This window comes from Acidovorax sp. sif1233, assembly GCF_019218755.1.
Lineage (GTDB): Bacteria > Pseudomonadota > Gammaproteobacteria > Burkholderiales > Burkholderiaceae_C > Acidovorax.
This window is the reverse complement of sequence record NZ_JAHUWZ010000008.1, coordinates 126,686-146,488: the sequence shown is the minus strand read 5'-3', so window position 1 is coordinate 146,488 and position 19,803 is coordinate 126,686. Positions and strand designations below refer to the sequence as shown.

Here is a 19,803-nt window from a genome sequence, read left to right as displayed (position 1 = left end):
GCCTCTGCCCGGCGCGGGAACGCGGTCATCCCCCGGGCGGGGGAGCCGGAGCCCTGAAGCTGGCGGCCCACGCCGGGAACTCGTCCGCCGGCATGGGCCTGGCAATGAAGTAGCCCTGCGCTATGTCGCACCCCAGATGCAAGAGCTGCTCCCAGTGCTCGCGGGTCTCTATGCCCTCGGCCACTGTCTTGCGGTCCAGGTCATGGACCAGGTCGATGGTGGAGCGCACGATCTTGGCGGAGCTCTTGTCGTGTGTCATGGCGGCGACGAAAGACTGGTCGATCTTGATGCAGTCCACGGGGAGCTTCTGCAGGTATGCCAGGGACGAGTAGCCGGTGCCAAAGTCGTCGATGTACAGCGGAATGCCTTCCTCCCGCAGGGCGTGGAGCACGCCCATGGCGTATTGCGCATCCTCCATGACGGTGCTCTCGGTGATCTCCACCTCCAGCAGCCCGCGTGCCACGCCGCGCTCGCGCTGCCAGTGGCGGAACTTGGCGAACAGCTGCTCATCGCGCAGGTTGCGCGCCGAGAGGTTGACGGCGATGGGCAGGGCGCAGTCCTGGCGCTGCCAGGCCTGGAGTATGTCGAGCACGGACACCAGCATCCATTCCGTCAGCGGCTTGATGAGCCCCGTGTGCTCCGCCAGTTCGATGAAGACCCCGGGCGCCAGCAGGCCGCGCTGGGGGTGGAGCCAGCGCACCAGTGCCTCGGCGCCGCAGACGCGGCCGCTGGCGAAATCGACCTTGGGCTGCAGGTAGACCCGCAGCTGGCCGGCGTCGATCGCGTGGCGCAGCTCGCCCGCCATGTTCAGGCGCTCGGCCTGGTCCTGTTCCTGCTGAGGAATGAAAACGACGTGGTCCACGCCCATTCTCTTGGCCTGGTGAACCGCCTTGTCCATGCGGCGCAGCAGGTCGTGCACGGTTCGCCCGTGCTCCGGGAACAGCGCGATGCCGGCCTTGGCCACCACATCCAGCGCGATGCCGGCCACCGAAATCGGCTGTGACAAGTTCTGCTCCAGCATGTTCACCGTGTGGCGGGCGGCGTGCAGGTCGCTGTCCGGCAAGAGGGCCGCGAACTCATCGCCGCGCAGGCGGGCCACCAGGGCCGATGGCGGGGCGCTGCGCTGCAGCCGCCGTGCGAACTCGCGCAGGATGTCGTCACCGTGCGCAAAGCCCAGCGCTTCGTTGATTTCGCTCAGGCGCTCGATATTGAATTGCAGCACCGCCAGCGAGCGCGGCTGTTCACCGCCTTCGTGGATGGCGGCGGCCAGCGCCTCTTCGAACTGGAGGGCATTGGGCAGGCCCGTCAACGGGTCATGCCGGGTGAAGTGGTGCATGGCGGCCTGCACGCGCTCCTGTTCGACGCGCGAGCGCAAGGTCGCGATGCCATAGGCAAGGTCATCGCTGGACTCCGTGAGCAGCGCGATTTCGTCCTCGCCAAAGGTGTCGGGTTCCGGGTCGTAGATGGACAAGGCGCCAATGACCCGGCCTGCCACCCGCAGCGGGCACGAGATGCCGGATCTCGGCCCGTGGGGCCTGCCGTGCCAGGGGGCATGGCCGGGGTCGGTGTTCATGTTGCGCACCAGGCAGACCTCCTCGGTCCGGATGGCGCTGGAGGTGACCCCCTGGCCCAGGGCCGTGCCGCTCAGGTCCAGCCCCAGCTGCCGCAGCGCGTCCATGCCGCCGGGGTAGCCGCATTCGGCCATGGGTTCAAGGGGCAGCTCCGGGCGGCTGCCGCAGTACCAGACCACGGCCATGCCATAGCCGCCGGCCGTGACGATGGCCTGGCACATGCTGTCCAGCAGATCCTGTTCCTCGCTGGCCCGCAGCATGGTGCGGTTGCCGGCACTCAGGGTGCGCAGGGCGCGGGTCGCGTGCTCCAGCTGCCGGATGCGCTGCTCCAGTTCGGTGTTGAGCGTCTGTATGCGGTTCTCGAAGTGCTTGCGGTCCGTGATGTCGGTGCCCAGCACGTAGTAGCCGCCCACCTTGTCGTGCGCCTCGAACCTGGGCAGGTAGCGGATGGCCTGCCAGACCCCGGGGAAGGGCTGCCAGTCATAGGCCTGCGGAGTGCCCGCCAGCACGCCGTCGATCATCGGGGCGGCCTGGCCGTAGCGTTCGTCGCCGAGTATTTCCTGCACCGTGCACCCCGTGATGTCCGCGCGTTCCGGGGCGAAGCTCTGGCGGTACTGGTCGTTCACGTACACATAGCGCCGCTCGGCGCTCACGAACGCGATCAGCGCGGGAACCGCGCCAATGACGCTGCGCAGGTGGTCTTCGCTTTCTTTGAGCTGCGTCGTCCGCTCCCGGACGTGCGACTCCAGCAGGATGTTCTGCGCGCGAATGGTCTGCTCGGCCTGGCGCTCCGCCGTGACGTCACGGAAGACGAGGACCACGCCATGCAGCTGGCCGTTGGCATCCCGGATGGGGGCCGCGCTGTCCGCGATGGGGCATTCCGCGCCGTCGCGCGCGAGCAGCGACGTGTGGTTGGCGAGGGCTTGAATCTCGCCGGTGGCAAGCGCGGCGGCCACGGGCACCAGGGCGGGCTCGCGGGTCTGTTCGTTGACGATGCGAAACACCGCTTCCACCGGCAGCCCCCGGGCCAGCGCGATGGGCCAGCCCGTCAACTGCTCGGCCACGGGGTTCATGCGCAGGATGCGGCCCTCGGTGTCGGTGGCCAGCACGGCATCTCCGATGGAGTGCAGCGTGGTCGACAGGCTCTCTTCGCTGTCCGCCAGCGCGCGCTGGCTGGTTTCGGTTTCGCGCAGCTGCCGGCGGATCAGCAGGTAGGTCGCGCCCAGCAGGGCCACCAGCATCGCGGCGGCGATGGAGCCCGCCACCACCAGTTTCTGCCGTGCCTGGGCATGCGCGTTGGCACGCAGCGTGAGCAGGTGGCGCTCCGCCGTGTCCATGTCGCCGAGCAGCTCGTAGGTGCGTGCGCGCGTGGCCCGCAGCGGCGCCGTGGCCACGAAGGCATTGGCGGCCTCCTGGCCCTGGGTCTTGCGCAGCATCTCGACCTGCCGGGAGATCACCATCCGCTGGTTCACGATTTCCCGCAGCTGGCCCCAGCGCTGGTGCTGGTCGGGGTTGCTGGCGGTCAGCAACTGGATCCTCTCCAGCGTGCGCTCTCTCTGCGCGATGGTGTCGTCGCGTTCGGCGATGTGGGCGGGGTCTCCGCTGAGCCGGAAGTTCTGCGTGGCCAGCTCGATCTGCAGGGTGTAGCCACGGGTGCGGGCCAGGTTGTTGAGCACCTCATGGGTATGCGCGAGCATCAGCGCGGTCTGGGACGCATCGTTCGCCACCCGCCAGGTGGCCGCCACCAGCGCCGCCACCACCAGCACGGCGGCGCCGAATGCAATGGCGACCTTGCTTTCGAAACTGGACCAGCGTGCCACCGTATTGACCTTTCCGTGAGGAGACCCGGCCGGATGGACCCGGATCGAACAGTACGCCGGCACCGGAAGGACGGGGTTCGCCATGCCTGCTGCATCGTGCAGCACATCAGGAATCCGTTGGCTGGCTGCTATCGGCCAGTTCGAATATACCGACTGGAGGCCTTGCGGGGAACCAATAGATGGCATGGTGGAGCTCTGTGGGCCCCTCGGGGCGCGCCGCCCGCCGGTCCCGGGGGGCACGGCGAGTCCCTAGAATCGCGGGAGCCCACCGACCCCCCAAGAAACACGACCATGGAACGAGCAACCCGCCAGCGTGCGGCAATCCACGCCGCGATAGCCACCGCAGGGCGTCCCTTGTCGCCGCAGGAGGTCCTGGAGGCAGCACGCGCCGACATCCCCTCGCTGGGGGTGGCAACCGTCTACCGGAATCTTCGCGCGCTGATGGAGGACGGCACGATCGAGCCGGTGACCCTGCCCGGCAGCAGCGCCCGCTACGAGATGGCGGGGCAGGACCACCATCACCATTTCCTGTGCCGGGTCTGCCACCGCGTGTTCGATATCCATGCATGCCCCGGCGGCTTCGCGCACCTGGCCCCGCCGGGCTTCACCGTGGACGGCCACGACATCACCTTGTACGGCCAGTGCAGCGATTGCCAGCCCCCGCCGCCGGCGAAGAAGGCGCCGGCCCCGGCGCGCCGGGGCCTCACCCGGGGCTGACGGCCTGCCTTTCCCGTGCCCGCCGGTGGCCGCGGCGGGCGGTCGCCGGTTTCCATGCGCACCTGCCGGGGGCGGCATGCCGCTTCGGGCCGAGGGCGCGCGGAGCGTGAGACAATGCCGCCCTGCGCAGCGGCTCCACGGGAGCCCCACTGCCGCTGCCGATCCGAGGGCGCCATGCCGTGGCAGGCACCAGGCCCGGCGGCAACGCCAGGCAACGGCGTGTGAATGCGCGGCCGATGTGCCGGTACCCGCCTGCACCGCCGAAGGCCCTTGATTTGATGAAGGAATCAAGGGCCTTTTCTTTTCAATGGGCGCCCTGGGCGCCGGACGGTTTCCCCCGGCATGCCTCGCGGCATGCCATTCACCCTGTTCCACGCGGCCACCGCCGCCACTCGCCGGCCCGGGCACGACAGTTCGGCCGTGCAGAGTGACTTCGCCACCGATTCTCTGACCTCCCATGACACCCTTCCTGAAGGACACCACCCTCGGCATCGACTTTGGCACTTCCAACTCCGCGATGGCCGTGCGCCAGGGCACCGGGCCCGCGCGGATGATCGCGCTCGAAGGAGGCGCCCCCACACTGCCCACCGCGCTGTTCTTCAATGCGGAAGACCACCGCACCCATTTTGGCCGGGATGCCGTGGGGCAGTACCTGGCGGGCACGGAGGGGCGCCTGATGCGCTCGCTCAAGAGCCTGCTGGGCAGCGCGCTGCTGCAGGACAAGACGGCGGTGCACAACAAGCTGGTGAGCTACCAGGACATCATCAGCCTCTTCTTGCGCATGCTGGTGCAAAAGGCGCGCGATGAGCTGGGCGGCATGCCGGCCCGGGTGGTGATGGGGCGCCCGGTGCATTTCGTGGACGGGGACGCTGGCCGCGACCAGCAGGCGGAAGATGCGCTGCGCCAGGCCGCGGTGGACGCGGGGTTCGCCGAGGTGTCGTTCCAGCTGGAGCCCATCGCCGCCGCGCTGGACCACGAGCAGCGCATCACGCACGAGTCGCTGGTGCTGGTGGTGGACATCGGCGGGGGCACGTCGGACTTCACGGTGGTACGGCTGGGGCCGCAGCGCATGGCGCGCGCCGAGCGCGGCAGCGATGTGCTGGCCACCACCGGCGTGCACGTGGGCGGCACCGACTTCGACCGGCGGCTGAGCCTGGACCTGCTGATGCCCCTGCTCGGATTTCGGCACACCGGCCCCGCGGGGCGCGAGGTGCCCAGCCGGGTGTTCTTCGACCTGTCCACCTGGCACCTGATCCAGTGGCTGTACTCGCCGCGCGCGCTGCGCGACGCGCAGAACCTGCGCACCGACTATTCAGATGCCCGGCTGCACGCGCGGCTCATGCGGGTGCTGCACGAGCGCCTGGGGCACCGCATGGCCAACACCGTGGAGCAGGCCAAGATCGCCGCGTCCCTGGGCGATGCCGATGCGCCCATGCCGCTGGACTGGATCGAGGCCGGGCTGGCTGAATCCGTCACCCCCGAGGGGCTGGCGCGGTTCCTGTCGCAGCCCCTCGAACAGGTGGTGGCCTGCGCGCAGGAATGTGTGCAGCTGGCGGGCCTGGGGCAGCAGGGGGTCGATGCGATCTATCTCACGGGCGGCTCGTCGGCCCTGCGGCCGCTGCGCCAGGCCCTCAAGGCGGCATTTCCCGGCACCCCCCAGGTGGAAGGCGACCTGTTCGGCGGCGTGGCGGCCGGGCTGGCGGTGTCGGGGTGAGAGTCCGGCGGGAGGTGCCGCGCACCCTGGCCGGTGCCGGTACTCGCCGTGGCGGGTTGGTTTGCTATTGAAAATGTAGCTGTTGGCGCTTTTTTGCCAAGGGTCTGCGGCCAATTAGCATGAAATTCGGGCCGGAATCAGTCCGCGGTGCCGCTGTCTGCACCCCCGTCGTCCGCACCGCTGCGCTTCCATGCCAGGGCCGTGTCGTACAGCACATTGCGCGATGCGCCGGTGATCTCGGCGGCCAGGCGCACGGCGGTTTTCAGTGGCAGCTCCTGCACCAGCAGGCGCAGCACCCGCAGGCTGGAGCCATCGTCGCTGGCCACCGCCACGGGGTGCAGCAGCACCACGAACTCGCCGCGCGAACGCTGGGGGGCGCCGTCCAGCCACGCCGCCAGCTCATGGGCGGGCCGCGTGGTCACTTCCTCGAACTGCTTGGTCAATTCCCGCGCCAGCGTCACCGGGCGATCGCCCAGCACCGCCAGGGCCTGGGCCAGTTCGCCGATGCGGTGCGGGGCTTCGAGCAGCACCACGCAGCGGGGCTCATGGGCCAGCTGCTGCGCAATCACCGTGGCGCGTTCAGCGTTCTTGACGGGCAGGAAGCCCGCAAACACGAAGCCGCCGTGTTCGGTGCTGTGGGCCACGGCGCCAGCCACGCTCAGCGCGGTGGTGATGCTGCTGGCGCCGGGCAGGGGCACGGCGCGCAGGCCGGCCGCCTGCACGGCGGCCACCAGCCGGGCGCCGGGGTCGCTCACGCCGGGCGTGCCCGCGTCGCTCACGTACGCCACGCGCTGGCCCTGCTGCAGCCGCTGCACCACGTTCTGCGCGGCTTCGGCCTCGTTGTGTTGGTGCACGGCCAGCAGCTGCGAGGCCCCCTTGTCGATGCCATAGGCGCGCAGCAGGGATTGCGTATGGCGCGTGTCCTCGCAGGCCACGGTGTCGGCCATCTGCAGCACATGCAGCGCGCGCAGGGTGATATCGGCCAGGTTGCCGATGGGCGTGGCCACCACGTACAGGGCGCCCTCGGGATAATGCTGCGCAGCCGCCGCTTCACGCGCGGCGCCCTGGGCTGAAGCGAAAGATGCGCTCAATGAAATTCCTTGGAAAGAGAAAACCGGCGGAAGCCCCTGGCCCGGCCGCCAAACCCGCCACCACGCGCGAGCGCGGCAATGCGGCGGAAGACCAGGCCCTGGCCCACCTGCAGGCGGCGGGCCTGCAACTGGTGCAGCGCAATTATCGGACGCCCGGGCGCGGCGGGGGCGAGATCGACCTGGTGATGCGTGCACGGGACGGCACGCTCGTGTTCGTCGAGGTGCGCAGCCGCGCGGGCCGCGCGTTTGGCGGCGCAGGGGCCAGCATCGGCGCCACCAAGCAGCAGCGCATCATTTTCGCGGCCCGGCACTACCTGCTGCGCCTGCCTTCCCCGCCGCCCTGCCGCTTCGACGTGGTGCTGGTCGAGGAGTCCGTGCAGTGGCTGCAGGCCGCCTTCGATGCGCAGTAGGCGCGCGCCCGGTGGCCGCCATCCCTGGCGCCGGCGCCATGCAGGGAACTACGGTTTGCTACAAAAGCTGTAACACGCGGCGGGTATCATCGGGCCCTCATGCTTGAGCAACGCATCCAACAGCATTTCATCGACAGCGCCGACCTGAAGTACCAGGCCGCGCAGGTTCTGAGCCACCCCATCGCCGCCGCCGTGCAGGCCGTGCTGGCCTGCGTGACCAGCGGCGGCAAGGTGCTGGCCTGCGGCAACGGCCCCTCGGCCGCCGAGGCGCAGCAGTTCGCCGCGTTCTGCGTGGCCGGTTTCGAGCGCGACCGGCCCGAGCTGGCCGCGCTGGCCCTCACCTCCGACAGCACGCTGCTCACGGCCGCCACGGGTGGCAGCCACGATGCGGCGCAGCAGTTTGCGCGCCAGGTGCGAGCGCTGGGCCAGGCGGGCGACGTGCTGCTGGCGCTGTCGGTCACCGGCAATGACGCCAACCTGCTGGCCGCCGCCGAGGCCGCCCACGAGCGTGACATGACCGTGGTGGTGCTGACCGGCCGCACGGGCGGCAAGCTGGCCGCCCTGCTGCGCGAGACCGATGTGTTGATCAGCGTTCCGCACGACCGCGCCGCGCGCGTGCGCGAAGTCCATGCCCTGGTGCTGCATTGCCTGAGCGATGGCGTGGACGCCCAGTTACTTGGCGAACAGGAGATTCCCCTATGAAGCAAACCACCCTGAAACGTACCCGGCGCACCGTGTGCACGGTGCTGGCCTCCGCCGCGCTGGTCACGGGCCTGTCGGCCTGCGCGCCGTTGATCGTGGGCGGCGCTGTCGTGGGCGGCGTGATGGCCGTGGACCGCCGCACGACCGGCACGCAGATCGAGGACGAAGGCATCGAGCTGCGCGCCGCCAACCGCATCCGCGAAACCCTGGGCGACCGCGCCCATGTCAACGTGACCAGCTACAACCGCCAGGCCCTGCTGACCGGCGAGGTGCCGAACGCCCAGGACCGCCAGACCGTCGAGCAGATCGTGTCGCAGGTGGAGAACACGCGCTCGGTCGTCAATGACCTGGCCGTGATGCCCGCCAGCAGCCTGAGCCAGCGCTCCAACGACACCTTCATCACCGGCAAGGTGCGCGCCAGCCTGGTGGACGCCCAGGACATCTCGGCGAATTCCTTCAAGGTGGTGACCGAGCGCAACATCGTCTACCTGATGGGCCGCGTGTCGCAGCGCGAGGCCAACCGCGCCACCGAGATCGCCCGGGGCGTGAGCGGCGTGAGCAAGGTCGTGCGCGTGTTCGAGATCGTCTCGGAAGAAGAGCTGCGCCGCATCGCGCCGCAGCCCGCGCCAGTGACCACCGACAACAGCGCATCGCCCGGCGGTTGAAAGCGGGCGGTCAGGCTCGATAGCCTGCACAGCCCCTGAGTGGAAACATCCCGGTTCGCATGACGCGGACCGGGATTTTTTCTTGGAGACCCTGCATCGCGCGTTGCGGCATGAAGCTGGCACGGCACAAGCGAGTGCACCCGCAGAGCCGGCTTCGCCAGGCCGAAGAGGCCGCGAGCGCCTCTGGCGCGTGCCACCCCGGGGCGCCACAGGCGACCCAGGGGGCTATGTCAGCCTTTTGATCAGGCTCGACGTGTCCCAGCGGTTGCCGCCCATCTTCTGCACATCGGCGTAGAACTGGTCCACCAGCGCCGTCACGGGCACGCGCGAGCCATTGCGCTTGGCTTCGTCGAGCACCAGGCCCAGGTCCTTGCGCATCCAGTCCACCGCAAAGCCGAAGTCGAACTTGCCGTCCACCATGGTCTTGCCACGGTTGTCCATCTGCCAGCTCTGGGCCGCGCCCTTGCCGATCACCTCCAGCACCTGTTTCATGTCCAGGCCCGCGTTCTGGCCAAACGCCACCGCCTCGGACAGCCCCTGCACCAGCCCGGCGATGCAGATCTGGTTGACCATCTTGGCCAGCTGGCCCGCGCCGCTGTCACCCAGCAGCGTGAAGGCGCGCGAGAACGCCATGGCCACGGGCTGGGCCGCCTCGAAGGCCGCCGCGTCGCCGCCGCACATCACGGTGAGCAGGCCGTTCTGCGCGCCGGCCTGGCCGCCGGAGACGGGGGCATCCACGAAGTGCAGGCCCAGGGCATGGGCGGCTGCGTACAGCTCGCGCGCCACCTCGGCCGACGCGGTGGTGTGGTCCACGAAGATCGCGCCCGGCTTCATCCCGGCAAAGGCGCCGTCGGCCCCCAGGGTGACGGAGCGCAGGTCATCGTCGTTGCCCACGCAGCAGAACACGATGTCGGCACCAGCCGCGGCCTCGCGCGGCGTTGCGGCATGCCCTGGCGCCTTGGCGCTGGCGTACTCCGCGCACCAAGCTATGGATTTTGTAGCGGTTCGGTTGTAGACCGTGACCTCATGCCCGGCCAGCGCGAGGTGGCCGGCCATCGGATAGCCCATCACGCCCAGGCCCAGGAAGGCGACCTTGCGGGATGGGGTTGCGTCGTAGTTGCGGGGATTGGTGCTTGGCATGGGAGTGGTTCTTGCAAAAAAAGGCCGCCACGGGGGCAGCGTTTGAAACTGGCGCGGCCCAGGCCAGCGGACGCCGTGGAACTGGCTTTGCCAGGCCACCAGCGTCGTCCCCCTTCCCGAGCGCAGCGCGAGAGAAGGGGGAAGCGGCGCAGCCGCTCAGGGGGTTGTCACACAATCGCGAAATGCTCGGTGCCCGAGGCAAGGTCCGGCGATTTGGCGCGCTGGCTGTTGAGCTTGATCTGCAGGCGCAGGTCGTTGAGCGAATCGGCGTTGCGCAGCGCGTCTTCATAGCTGATCACGTTGGCCTCGTACAGGTCGAACAGTGCCTGGTCGAAGGTCTGCATGCCCAGGTTGCGGCTCTTCTTCATGATCTCCTTGATCTCGGAGACATCGCCCTTGAAGATCAGGTCGGAGATCAGCGGGGTGTTCAGCATGATTTCCACGGCCGCAGCACGGCCCTTGCCGTCCTGCTTGGGGATCAGGCGCTGGGACACCATGCCGCGCAGGTTGAGCGACAGGTCCATCAGCAGCTGCGCGCGGCGCTCTTCAGGGAAGAAGTTGATGATCCGGTCCAGCGCCTGGTTGGCGCTGTTGGCGTGCAGCGTGGCCAGGCACAGGTGGCCGGTTTCCGCAAAGGCCACGGCATGCTCCATGGTCTCGCGGTCGCGGATTTCGCCCATCAGGATCACGTCGGGCGCCTGGCGCAGCGTGTTCTTCAGGGCTGCTTCCCAGCTGTCGGTGTCCAGGCCCACCTCGCGCTGCGTCACCACGCAGTTCTTGTGCGGGTGCACGAATTCGATGGGGTCTTCCACCGTGATGATGTGGCCGAACGAGTTCTCGTTGCGCCAGTCCACCATGGCGGCCAGCGTGGTCGATTTGCCCGAGCCCGTGGCACCCACCAGGATGCACAGGCCGCGCTTGGTCATCGTCACTTCTTTCAGCACCTGCGGCACGCCCAGGCCGTCGATGGTGGGCAGCGTGAGCGGAATCGTGCGCAGCACCATGCCGACCTTGCCCTGCTGGATGAACGCGTTGACGCGAAACCGCCCGATGCCGGCGGGCGAGATCGCGAAGTTGCACTCCTTGGTGCGTTCGAAATCGGCCACCTGCTTGTCGCTCATGATGGCGCGCGCCAGCGTGAGCGTGTGGTTGGGCGTGAGCGGCTGGGGCGACACCTTGGTCACCTTGCCATCGACCTTGATCGCGGGGGGGAATTCCGCCGTGATGAACAAGTCGCTGCCATTGCGGCTCACCATCAACTTGAGCAGGTCATTGATGAATTTACTGGCCTGATCGCGTTCCATCAGAATTTCTCCCGGGGGTGTTCGTCTGTCGGGTGGTCGTTGTGCAGGTGGTATCCGCGCATCATCATTTCTGGTTGTCGCTCAGGCGGGCGCTCACCACGCGCAGGCGCAGCGACAGCTTGCGGGCCAGCAGCGCGATCAGGCTGGCGGCGAGCTGCGGGTCCTTGGTCATCATGTCGTCCATGGCCTCGGCGCTCAGCACGGCGATCTCGCAGTCGGTGAGCGTGGTGCAGGCCGAAAAGCGGATGCCGCTGTCGAGCAGCGACATCTCGCCCAGGATGTCGCCGGGCCGGGTCTCGGCCAGGCGCAGCTGTTCGCCCCAGGGCTGCACGCGGTCCACCGCGATGGTGCCGGTGAGCAGCACCACCATGAAGTTGCCGTATTCGTCCTGGCGGATCACGTCGCGGTTGGACGGGATGGCCGCGAATTCGAAGAAACGCTCCATGCGCTCCACGGCGTCCTTGTCCAGGTGCGCCATGTACTTGTCCTTGGCCCACAGGCCCTGCAGCAGCTTGCCGCCACGGCTGGTGGGCAAGCGCTTGGCGCCCACTTCCACCGCACGCGCCTCCCAGGGCACGAGCATCGAATCGTCCACGCCCTGGCCGGCGAAGGCCGTGGAAAACAGCACCGAATCCGTGTTGTCCTCCATGGGCTTGCCGCCGCGGGTTTTCATTTTCAGAAGGCTCAGAATGCCTTTCATACAGTGCTCCGGTGTGCGGCAGCTCGTCGGGCCGCAGGGTACATGGGTGCCTCGCGCGGATCAGCCCGGGAAGTTTTCGGGGATCTTGGCCTTGGCGCGCGCCTCGGCCGGGCTGATGATGTTGCGGCGAACGAGGTCGGTGAGATTCTGGTCCAGCGTCTGCATGCCCACGCTGTTGCTGGTCTGGATGGTGGAATACATCTGCGCCACCTTGGCCTCGCGGATCAGGTTGCGGATGGCGCTGGTGCCCAGCATGATCTCGTGCGCTGCCACGCGGCCCGAGCCGTCCTTGGTCTTGCACAGCGTCTGCGAGATCACGGCCTGCAGCGATTCGGACAACATCGCACGGACCATTTCCTTTTCTTCGGCGGGGAACACGTCGATGATCCGGTCGATGGTCTTGGCGGCGCTGGAAGTGTGCAGCGTGCCGAACACCAAATGGCCCGTTTCCGCCGCCGTCATGGCCAGGCGGATGGTTTCCAGGTCGCGCATTTCACCCACCAGGATGGCGTCCGGGTCTTCGCGCAGCGCGGACTTCAGCGCGGCGGCGAACGACAGCGTCATCGGGCCGACTTCACGCTGGTTGATCAGGCACTTCTTGGATTCGTGCACGAACTCGATCGGGTCCTCCACCGTGAGGATGTGGCCGTACTCGGTTTCGTTCAGGTAGTTGACCATGGCGGCCAGCGTGGTGGACTTGCCCGAGCCCGTGGGGCCGGTCACCAGCACCAGGCCGCGAGGCTTCAGGGCCAGGTCGCCGAAGATCTTGGGCGCATTGAGCTGCTCGAGCGTGAGGATCTTGGAGGGAATGGTCCGGAACACGGCGGCCGCGCCACGGTTCTGGTTGAAGGCGTTGACGCGAAAGCGGGCCAGGCCTTCGATCTCGAACGAGAAGTCGACCTCCAGGAACTCTTCATATGTCTTGCGCTGCGAGTCGCTCATGATGTCGTACACCATGGCATGCACCGTCTTGTGGTCGAGCGCATCGACATTGATGCGGCGGACATCCCCGTGGACCCGGATCATGGGCGGCAGGCCTGCGGAAAGGTGCAGGTCGGAGGCCTTGTTCTTGACGCTGAAAGCGAGCAGTTGGGTAATGTCCACGGAATCCCTCTATCGTTTGATACGCTGTCAAACATTATGACCACGATTGCTAACAACCTCCAACAGGTTCTGGGCAGGATGGCGCGGGCGTGCACAGCCGCCTCGCGCGACCCGGCCAGCGTGTCCTTGCTGGCGGTTTCCAAGACCTTTGGCGCCGACGCCGTGGCCGAGGCCGTGGCCGCCGGGCAGCGCGACTTCGGCGAGAACTACATCCAGGAAGGGGTGGACAAGATCATCGCCCTGCGCGCCGCCGCGCCCGGCGTGGCGCTGCAGTGGCACTGCATCGGGCCCATCCAGAGCAACAAGACGCGCCTGGTGGCCGAGCACTTCGACTGGGTGCACACGGTGGACCGCCTGAAGATCGCCGAGCGCCTGTCGGCGCAGCGGCCGGAGCACCTGGCGCCGTTACAAATATGCGTGCAGGTGAACATCGACGGCGGGGCCACCAAGTCGGGCGTGGCGCCGGCCGACGCGCTGGAACTGGTGCGTGCTGTCGCGAAACTGCCACGGCTGGTGGTGCGCGGGATCATGAGCATCCCGGACCATGCTCCTGAATTCGAAGCACAGTTGGCCATCCACACCCGCGCCCGAGCGCTTTTTGACGAGATATGCGCCCTGAACGAGCCAGGCTTGGCTCGTTTTGACACGCTCTCGATGGGCATGACGGCCGACCTGGAGGCCGCCATCCACGCCGGCAGCACGATGGTGCGCGTGGGCACCGGCATTTTTGGAGGTCGGACTTACCCCGCCTGAAGCATGAGCCGGTCGATCAGCCCGGCAGCTGGAACCGCCCCACGCAGTCCAGCGCCGCTGTCACATCGGCCTCGCTCACGTCCAGATGCGCCACCCAGCGCAGGCGCGTGGCGACGCCGTACAGGCTGCTCGTCACCCGCACGCCGTGCTCGGCCAGCCAGGCGGTGAAGGCCGGGGCCACATCCGCATGCAGGTCGGTGAACAGGATGTTGGTCTGCCAGGGGTGGACCGTGATCTTGCCCTGCAGCACCGGATGGCGCTGGTTGATATCGCTCAGCCCCTGGGCCAGCCGTGCCAGGTTCGCATGGTCGTCGGCCAGTCGGCGCACGTGGTGCTCCAGCGCATGGTGGCCTGCTGCGGCCAGCACGCCGGCCTGGCGCATGCCGCCGCCCAGGATCTTGCGGGTGCGGCGCGCCTGGCGGATGAAGTCGCGCGAGCCCAGCACCAGCGAGCCCACGGGGGCGCCCAGGCCCTTGCTCAGGCACAGCGACACCGAATCGAAATGGCTGCACAGCGAACGCGCCTCGTCGTACACATCGGTGCCGTGGCGCGCCGCGTTGGCCGTGGCGGCGTTGAACAGGCGCGCGCCGTCCAGGTGCATCGCCAGCCCCCGGCTGCGCGCCAGATGGGCCACCTCGGCGATGTAGGCGGGCGGCAGCACCTGGCCGCCGGTCGTGTTCTCCAGCACCACCAGGCGGGTGCGGGCAAAGTGCGGGTCGTCGGGCTTGATGGCGGCGGTGATGTCGGCAATGCGCAAGGTGCCGTCGGGCTGCGTCTCCACCGGCTGCGGCTGGATGGAGCCCAGCACCGCCATGCCACCGGCCTCCCAGCGGTAGGTGTGCCAGCTCTGGCCCACGATGGCCTCGTCGCCGCGCTGGCAGTGGCCCCACAGCGCGATCAGGTTGGTCTGCGTGCCCGAGGGTGCGAGCAGCGCGGCCTCGAAGCCCAGCAACTGCGCCGCATGCTCCTGCAGTGCGTTCACGGAAGGGTCGTCGGCAAACACATCGTCGCCCAGCGGGGCCTTGAACATGGCCTCGCGCATGGCGGGCGTGGGCTGGGTGACGGTGTCGCTGCGAAAGTCGGGCATGGGCGCGGTCCTCGTGGGTCGGGTCAATGAATGCAAAGACCGGCCATGTTAGTCGCGTTGGCCTCCCCTGCGGCCGCAAGGCGCTCGGCCGGCGACATGGGCGCTGCCGAGGCCAGGGACGCCGAGCCAGGGCCGCCCCGCAGCGAGGGCGTCGTCCCCCTGGGGGGAAGGCGCCGAAGGCGACTCAGGGGGGCTACGGTCTGGTCATCTTGCAGTCCGTGCCTTGCGCCAGCTCATTGCCGGTGTAGGCGGCATCGGTGCGGAAGCCATAGTTCGTGCCTTCCCAGCCCACCTTCACGGTCTTGCCGTCCACCGGCGCGATGGTGTTGACCACCTGCGGCAGCAGCAGCTGGTGGTCCTCGCCGCGCATGCGCACGGGGCCCACCACCGAGTCGATGGTCAGGTCTTCCAGCGCGCGGGCCACCTTCACCGGGTCGGTGGACTGTGCCTTGTTGATGGCCGCGGCCAGAAAGCGCGGCGTCATCTCGATGCGCGGCGCGAGGAAGTCCTTGCCCGTCTTGGCCTGGTAGGCCTTGGCGAGCGCGTCCACCTTGGGGGTGTCGGCCTGGCCCGGGTGCCATTCGGCCACCCATGTCAGCTGGCCCTGCTTGGCCTGCGACACCGCCAGTACCGTGCCGGGAATGGAGCCCGCGCTGTGGTTGAAGTAGCGCAGGTTGTAGCCCGCGTCACCCGCCGCCTTGAGCAGCAGTGTCATGTCCTGCCCCCAGTTGCCGGTGATGACCGAGTCGGCCTCGGTGCTCTTGACCTTGGCGAGATAGGGCGCGAAGTCCTTCACGCGGCCGATGGGGTGCAGCGCCTCGCCCACGAACTGGATGTCGGGGCGCGCCAGGCCCACCATCTCGCGGCCGTAGTGCGCCCACTGCTTGCCATGCGCGTAGTCCTGGTTGAGCAGGTACACCTTCTTGATGTCCGGCTGCTTCTTGATGTAGTTGGCGATGGCCTTCATCTTCATGGCCGTGTTGGCCTCGAACTGGAAGTGCCAGAAGTTGCAGGCCTTGCCGGTGAGCTCGGGGTCGATGGAGGAGTGGTTGAGCACCAGGATCTCCTTGCCCGGGTTGCGCTGGTTGTGGCGCGCCGCCGCCTGCACCAGCGCCGTGACCACCGACGAGCCCGAGCCGCCCGTCACGATGGCCTTGGCCCCCTGGTCGATGGCCGCCTGCAGCGCGCTCTGGCTCTCCTGGGCCGAGAGCTTGCTGTCGAACTGCAGCAACTGCAGCTTCGTGCCCTTGAGCACGCCGCCCTTGGCGTTGATGTCCTCGATGGCGTACTGCGTGTGCGTGAGCATGAGCTCGCCCACGTTGGCGAAGGGGCCCGAGAGCGGGTCGATGTAGGCGACCTTGAAGGTCTCCTGCGACCAGGCCGTGGAGGCGGCGGCGGTGCACAGCAGGGCCGCACAGGCGGCCAGGGGCGTGAGGGAACGCGTCAGGGGGTGGCGCAGCATGGTGCTTGTCTCGCTTTCTTGTCGTGGTGAGACCGGGGCGGGCTTGCCACCCCGGCGGGAGGGAGAAGGCTGGGCCCGTCAGTCGAGCGCGATGCCCAGGCTGCGTATCAGCGGGTGCCAGCGCGACACCTCGGCCGTGATCATCTGCGTGAACTCCTGCGGCGTGTTGCCCACGGGCTCGATCCCCACCTCGCGGTACCGGGCGCTGGTCTGCGGCGACAGCAGGGCCTGGGCGATGGCTTTCTGCAGCGCCTGCACGGTGGCATCCGGCGTGGACGCATGCACCGCCACGCCCACCAGCGCCGTGGCCTCCACGCCCTTGAGTCCCAGTTCCTCGAACGTGGGGACATCGGGCAGGCGCGGGTGGCGCCGGCTGTCGGCCACCGCCAGCGCGCGCAGCTTGCCCGCCTGCAGGAAGCCGCCCGCGGCCGCGTAGTCGCTCATCACCGCCGGGATCTGCCCGCCCGCCAGGTCGGCGAGCGCGGGCGACGATCCCTTGTAGGGGATGTGCGTCATCTTCAGTCGGGCGTGGTGCATGAGCATCTCCATCGCCATGTGCTGCGGCGTGCCCGCGCCCGCCGAGCCAAAGTTGAGCGTGCCGGGCTGGCGCCGCGCCTGCTCGATGAACTCCTTCGCGTCCTTGGCGTCGCAGGCGGGGCCCACGACCAGGATCATCGGGGCGCGCGCCAGCAGCGTCACGAGCTTGAGGTCCTTGTCGGGCGCGTAGCCGAGCTTGCGGTACAGCACCGGGTTGAAGACCAGCGTGCCGTTGTCCACGTTGATGAGCGTGTGCCCGTCGGCCGGGCCGCGCAGCACATCGGCCACGGCGATGGCGCCATTGCCGCCGGGCTTGTTGTCCACCACCACGCTCTGGCCCACGGCGGCCGACATGGGCTGGCCCACCGTGCGCGCCATGAAATCGGAGCCGCCGCCCGCGGGGTAGGGCACGATCCAGCGCAGCGGCTTGGCCGGGAACGGGGCGGAGGCGTGCAGCGCGCGGCTCAGGCCGAGCGATGTGGCGCCGAGCAGCGCCAGTGTGGATCGTCGTGACAGCAGCATGGTGGCTAGGTTTCCTTGAGGGGTGTGTGGGGACGAAAGACTCTCGCCGCGCTCAGCGCGCGGGCCGGCGCCGGGCGCGCAGGCCCAGCACCCGGTAGGCCAGCGTGGACAGTTCCTGCGCCACTTCGTCGGCCGACAGGCGGCCGTCCGGTCGGTACCAGTTGTAGAGAAAGCCCGGCAGGCTGCAGGCCGCCAGGGCGGTGATCTTGGTGTCGTGGAACTCGAACATGCCGTCCTCGCGGCCTTCCTCGAGCAGGGCGCAGAGCTTGTCGTAGAAATGGTTGGCCAGCTGCTTCTGGGTGGCCAGGTATTCGGGGCGGTACACCTGGGGTTCGCGGTACGGAAAGAACGCCGACGGGTGGTGCGCGAGCGTGGCGCGGATCAGGCGGTCGATGCCCTCGGCCACCTTCACGTGCGCGGGGCGCGGGTCGTCCTCGGCGAAGTCCATGGCCGTGAAGCACGCCACGGCGGGTGCCCACGACAGGGTCTCGAAGATCTCCTGCTTGTTGCGGAAGTAGTAGTAGACGAAGGGCTTGGTCACCCCCAGCTTCTGCACGATCTGCTCGATGGTGGTGTTGGCGTAGCCCTGCGCATCGAACAGCGCCTCTGCTGCGCGCAGGATGCGCTCGCGCTTCTCGTCCGACCCGGCCGTGGCGGCTTTCTGCCGGCCGCTGGCCTGCATGGGGAGCTGCTGGCCCATGGCAGGCTGTCCTTTGTGTGACGGTTGATTTATACCCATGGGTAGCATTGTTCTACCAGTCGGTATATATTGGCAAGACGCTGGCGGGCAGGGGTGCCTATCGCAAACCCTTAGCAAGCCCTTAGAACCAGCGATTCCAGACACCTCGGAGACAACGCCATGCCACAGACCGCACCGCAGCTGCCGCTGCACGAACACCTGCGCCGCCACGCGCGCGAAACGCCCGACCGCACCGCGTACCTCTGGTACGGCCAGCCCGTCACCTGGGCAGAGCTCGACGCGGCCAGCGACGCCTTCGCCGCGCGCCTGCAGGCGCTGGGCGTGGGCAAGGGCGAGCCCGTGGCGCTGTTCATGAACAACTGCCCGCAGTACGTGATGGCGCACTACGGCATCCAGAAGATCGGCGCCATCGTCTGCCCCTGCGGGCCGCTGAACAAGGAGCACGAGCTGGAATACCAGCTCACCGACCTGCAGGCGCGCGTGATCGTCGCGGCCGACGTGCTGCTGCCCGTGGTGGACAAGGTGCGCGCCAGCACGGCGCTGCGGCACGTGTTCGTGGTGCGCTATGCCGAGCTGCTGCCCGACGGCGCGCTCAGCATCGACGCGCCCGCCGAGCTGCTGGCCATGCGTGCCGCCATGGCGCCAGCCCCCGCGGGTTGCGAGGACTTCCTGGCCGCCACGCGCACCGGGCAGCGGCCCGCGCCCGTGGCGCTGTCCATGGACGATGTCTCGCTCATGACCTACACCTCGGGCACCACGGGGTTGCCCAAGGGCGCGATGCTGAGCTACGGCAACGCCACCTTCAAGACCGCCGCGTCGGCCGACTGCAATGGCATGACGCAGCAGGAGACGCTGCTCGCGGTGGCGCCGCTGTACCACATCGCCGGCATGGTGATGGGCGTGAACCTGCCCGTTTACACCGGCGCCACGGCCGTGCTGCTGTACCGCTTCGATCCGCTGGGTGTGGCCCAGGCGCTGGAGCGCCACCGCATCACCTGGTGGTACAGCATCGCGCCCATGAACGGCGCGCTCATGCAGGTGCCGGGCGCGCGCGCCATGGACTGGAGCGCGCTGCGCCGCAACCCGGTCACGAGCTTCGGCATCACCTTCACCGAGGCGCTCGCCCAGCAGTGGCGGCAGTTCGCGCCCCATTGCATCGCGCACGAGGCCGCCTACGGCTTGAGCGAAACCCACACGGTGGATACCGCCATGCCGGTGGACGCGATCCGCTGGGGCACCCAGGGCAAGCCGGTGCCGGGCAACACCTTGCGCATCGTCGACCCCGACACCGGCGCGCCGCTGGCCACGGGCGAGGTGGGCGAGATCACCATCCACGGCCCCGGCAACTTCAAGGGCTACTGGAACAAGCCCGAGGCCACGGCCAAGACCCTGCGGGAGGGCTGGGTCTACACCGGCGACATGGGCAAGATCGATGCCGACGGCTACGTCACCTTCATCGGCCGCTTCAAGGAGATGATCAAGGTCTCCGGCTACAGCGTGTTCCCGGAAGAGGTGGAGACCCTGCTCATCAAGCATCCCGCCGTGGCCCAGGCCGCCGTCATCGGCGTGCCCGACGCGGAAAAGGGCGAGGTGGTGCGTGCCTTCATCGTGAAGAAACCCGGCCAGGACGTGGACGCCGCTGCCCTGGTGGCCTGGTGCCGCGAGAACATGGCGCCCTACAAGGCCCCGCGCGAGGTGCGCTTCATCGACGCGCTGCCGGCCACGGGCGCCGGCAAGGTGCTGCGCCGCCTGCTGCGCGACCTCTGAACCAGAAACGATTCCAGCGCTTGCCCATCCTGCGCTG

General features: G+C 68.4%; 17 protein-coding genes. 7 read left to right on the top strand and 10 right to left on the bottom strand.

Annotated elements, in window-relative coordinates; genetic code table 11:
* Window positions 1-25 precede the first annotated feature (25 nt).
* Window positions 26-3,391: an EAL domain-containing protein gene (locus KW843_RS22280; protein ID WP_218297340.1), complete on the bottom strand. Its 3,366-nt coding sequence runs from the start codon at window positions 3,389-3,391 to the stop codon at window positions 26-28.
* Between the two features lie 291 nt (window positions 3,392-3,682).
* Here KW843_RS22280 and KW843_RS22275 point away from each other — a divergent pair, with 291 nt between their 5' ends.
* Both KW843_RS22275 and KW843_RS22270 read left to right on the top strand, forming a co-directional pair.
* Window positions 3,683-4,108 (top strand): Fur family transcriptional regulator, encoded by a 426-nt coding sequence (locus KW843_RS22275; protein WP_218297339.1) that lies wholly within the window; start codon window positions 3,683-3,685, stop codon window positions 4,106-4,108.
* Between the two features lie 457 nt (window positions 4,109-4,565).
* A complete protein-coding gene (locus KW843_RS22270) occupies window positions 4,566-5,822 on the top strand; it encodes an Hsp70 family protein (protein WP_218297338.1) in 1,257 nt (418 codons plus the stop codon).
* Between the two features lie 137 nt (window positions 5,823-5,959).
* Here the strand turns inward: KW843_RS22270 and rsmI are convergent, their stop codons facing one another.
* Complete coding sequence (rsmI, locus tag KW843_RS22265; RefSeq protein ID WP_218297337.1) at window positions 5,960-6,913, bottom strand: 16S rRNA (cytidine(1402)-2'-O)-methyltransferase; 954 nt, start codon at window positions 6,911-6,913, stop codon at window positions 5,960-5,962.
* Between rsmI and KW843_RS22260 the strand changes: the two genes are divergently transcribed.
* The 3 genes from KW843_RS22260 (at window position 6,913) to KW843_RS22250 (ending at window position 8,690) form a co-directional block, all read left to right on the top strand.
* Entirely contained in the window at window positions 6,913-7,323 is a 411-nt protein-coding gene (locus KW843_RS22260) for a YraN family protein (protein ID WP_218297336.1), read from the top strand. The two genes, rsmI and KW843_RS22260, sit on opposite strands and share 1 nt — an antisense overlap.
* Before the next feature lie 99 nt (window positions 7,324-7,422).
* The gene (locus KW843_RS22255) at window positions 7,423-8,025 is read left to right on the top strand and encodes an SIS domain-containing protein (protein WP_218297335.1); all 603 of its coding nucleotides are present in this window, start codon (window positions 7,423-7,425) and stop codon (window positions 8,023-8,025) included.
* Window positions 8,022-8,690, top strand: a complete 669-nt coding sequence (locus KW843_RS22250) for a BON domain-containing protein (RefSeq protein WP_218297334.1) — start codon at window positions 8,022-8,024, stop codon at window positions 8,688-8,690. Before KW843_RS22255 ends, KW843_RS22250 begins: the two co-directional genes overlap by 4 nt.
* A gap of 225 nt (window positions 8,691-8,915) precedes the next feature.
* Here KW843_RS22250 and KW843_RS22245 read toward each other — a convergent pair whose 3' ends face one another.
* The 4 genes from KW843_RS22245 to KW843_RS22230 form a co-directional block, all read right to left on the bottom strand.
* Window positions 8,916-9,830 carry an NAD(P)-dependent oxidoreductase gene (locus KW843_RS22245; protein WP_218297333.1) on the bottom strand — a complete coding sequence of 305 codons (915 nt, stop codon included), beginning with the start codon at window positions 9,828-9,830 and terminating at the stop codon, window positions 8,916-8,918.
* A 167-nt stretch (window positions 9,831-9,997) separates the two neighbouring features.
* Complete coding sequence (locus KW843_RS22240; RefSeq protein ID WP_218297332.1) at window positions 9,998-11,134, bottom strand: PilT/PilU family type 4a pilus ATPase; 1,137 nt, start codon at window positions 11,132-11,134, stop codon at window positions 9,998-10,000.
* A gap of 64 nt (window positions 11,135-11,198) precedes the next feature.
* Window positions 11,199-11,834 carry a Crp/Fnr family transcriptional regulator gene (locus KW843_RS22235; RefSeq protein WP_218297331.1) on the bottom strand — a complete coding sequence of 212 codons (636 nt, stop codon included), beginning with the start codon at window positions 11,832-11,834 and terminating at the stop codon, window positions 11,199-11,201.
* Window positions 11,835-11,894: 60 nt separating this feature from the next.
* Window positions 11,895-12,938 carry a type IV pilus twitching motility protein PilT gene (locus KW843_RS22230; RefSeq protein ID WP_010463046.1) on the bottom strand — a complete coding sequence of 348 codons (1,044 nt, stop codon included), beginning with the start codon at window positions 12,936-12,938 and terminating at the stop codon, window positions 11,895-11,897.
* Between the two features lie 36 nt (window positions 12,939-12,974).
* Here KW843_RS22230 and KW843_RS22225 point away from each other — a divergent pair, with 36 nt between their 5' ends.
* A complete protein-coding gene (locus KW843_RS22225; protein WP_218297330.1) occupies window positions 12,975-13,691 on the top strand; it encodes a YggS family pyridoxal phosphate-dependent enzyme in 717 nt (238 codons plus the stop codon).
* A gap of 16 nt (window positions 13,692-13,707) precedes the next feature.
* Here KW843_RS22225 and ltaE read toward each other — a convergent pair whose 3' ends face one another.
* The 4 genes from ltaE to KW843_RS22205 form a co-directional block, all read right to left on the bottom strand.
* Window positions 13,708-14,778, bottom strand: coding sequence for a low-specificity L-threonine aldolase (gene ltaE, locus KW843_RS22220; protein ID WP_218297329.1), 1,071 nt, complete (start codon window positions 14,776-14,778; stop codon window positions 13,708-13,710).
* 193 nt (window positions 14,779-14,971) lie between these two features.
* Window positions 14,972-16,240: a branched-chain amino acid ABC transporter substrate-binding protein gene (locus KW843_RS22215; RefSeq protein WP_218297328.1), complete on the bottom strand. Its 1,269-nt coding sequence runs from the start codon at window positions 16,238-16,240 to the stop codon at window positions 14,972-14,974.
* Window positions 16,241-16,318: 78 nt separating this feature from the next.
* The gene (locus KW843_RS22210) at window positions 16,319-17,299 is read right to left on the bottom strand and encodes a tripartite tricarboxylate transporter substrate binding protein (protein WP_218297327.1); all 981 of its coding nucleotides are present in this window, start codon (window positions 17,297-17,299) and stop codon (window positions 16,319-16,321) included.
* A 52-nt stretch (window positions 17,300-17,351) separates the two neighbouring features.
* Window positions 17,352-17,999: a TetR/AcrR family transcriptional regulator gene (locus KW843_RS22205; RefSeq protein ID WP_218297326.1), complete on the bottom strand. Its 648-nt coding sequence runs from the start codon at window positions 17,997-17,999 to the stop codon at window positions 17,352-17,354.
* 159 nt (window positions 18,000-18,158) lie between these two features.
* On the opposite strand from KW843_RS22205, the gene KW843_RS22200 reads away from it, so the two are divergent.
* Window positions 18,159-19,766, top strand: a complete 1,608-nt coding sequence (locus tag KW843_RS22200) for an AMP-binding protein (RefSeq protein WP_218297325.1) — start codon at window positions 18,159-18,161, stop codon at window positions 19,764-19,766.
* Window positions 19,767-19,803 lie beyond the last annotated feature (37 nt).

Coding starts and splice junctions, on each gene's coding strand:
- KW843_RS22260 (WP_218297336.1), top strand. CDS start 6,913: ATGAAATTCCTTGGAAAGAGAAAACCGGCGGAAGCCCCTGGCCCGGCC.
- KW843_RS22250 (WP_218297334.1), top strand. CDS start 8,022: ATGAAGCAAACCACCCTGAAACGTACCCGGCGCACCGTGTGCACGGTG.
- KW843_RS22205 (WP_218297326.1), bottom strand. CDS start 17,999: ATGGGCCAGCAGCTCCCCATGCAGGCCAGCGGCCGGCAGAAAGCCGCC.
- KW843_RS22255 (WP_218297335.1), top strand. CDS start 7,423: ATGCTTGAGCAACGCATCCAACAGCATTTCATCGACAGCGCCGACCTG.
- KW843_RS22270 (WP_218297338.1), top strand. CDS start 4,566: ATGACACCCTTCCTGAAGGACACCACCCTCGGCATCGACTTTGGCACT.
- KW843_RS22210 (WP_218297327.1), bottom strand. CDS start 17,299: ATGCTGCTGTCACGACGATCCACACTGGCGCTGCTCGGCGCCACATCG.
- KW843_RS22245 (WP_218297333.1), bottom strand. CDS start 9,830: ATGCCAAGCACCAATCCCCGCAACTACGACGCAACCCCATCCCGCAAG.
- KW843_RS22225 (WP_218297330.1), top strand. CDS start 12,975: ATGACCACGATTGCTAACAACCTCCAACAGGTTCTGGGCAGGATGGCG.
- KW843_RS22235 (WP_218297331.1), bottom strand. CDS start 11,834: ATGAAAGGCATTCTGAGCCTTCTGAAAATGAAAACCCGCGGCGGCAAG.
- KW843_RS22215 (WP_218297328.1), bottom strand. CDS start 16,240: ATGCTGCGCCACCCCCTGACGCGTTCCCTCACGCCCCTGGCCGCCTGT.
- ltaE (WP_218297329.1), bottom strand. CDS start 14,778: ATGCCCGACTTTCGCAGCGACACCGTCACCCAGCCCACGCCCGCCATG.
- KW843_RS22275 (WP_218297339.1), top strand. CDS start 3,683: ATGGAACGAGCAACCCGCCAGCGTGCGGCAATCCACGCCGCGATAGCC.
- KW843_RS22200 (WP_218297325.1), top strand. CDS start 18,159: ATGCCACAGACCGCACCGCAGCTGCCGCTGCACGAACACCTGCGCCGC.
- KW843_RS22240 (WP_218297332.1), bottom strand. CDS start 11,134: ATGGAACGCGATCAGGCCAGTAAATTCATCAATGACCTGCTCAAGTTG.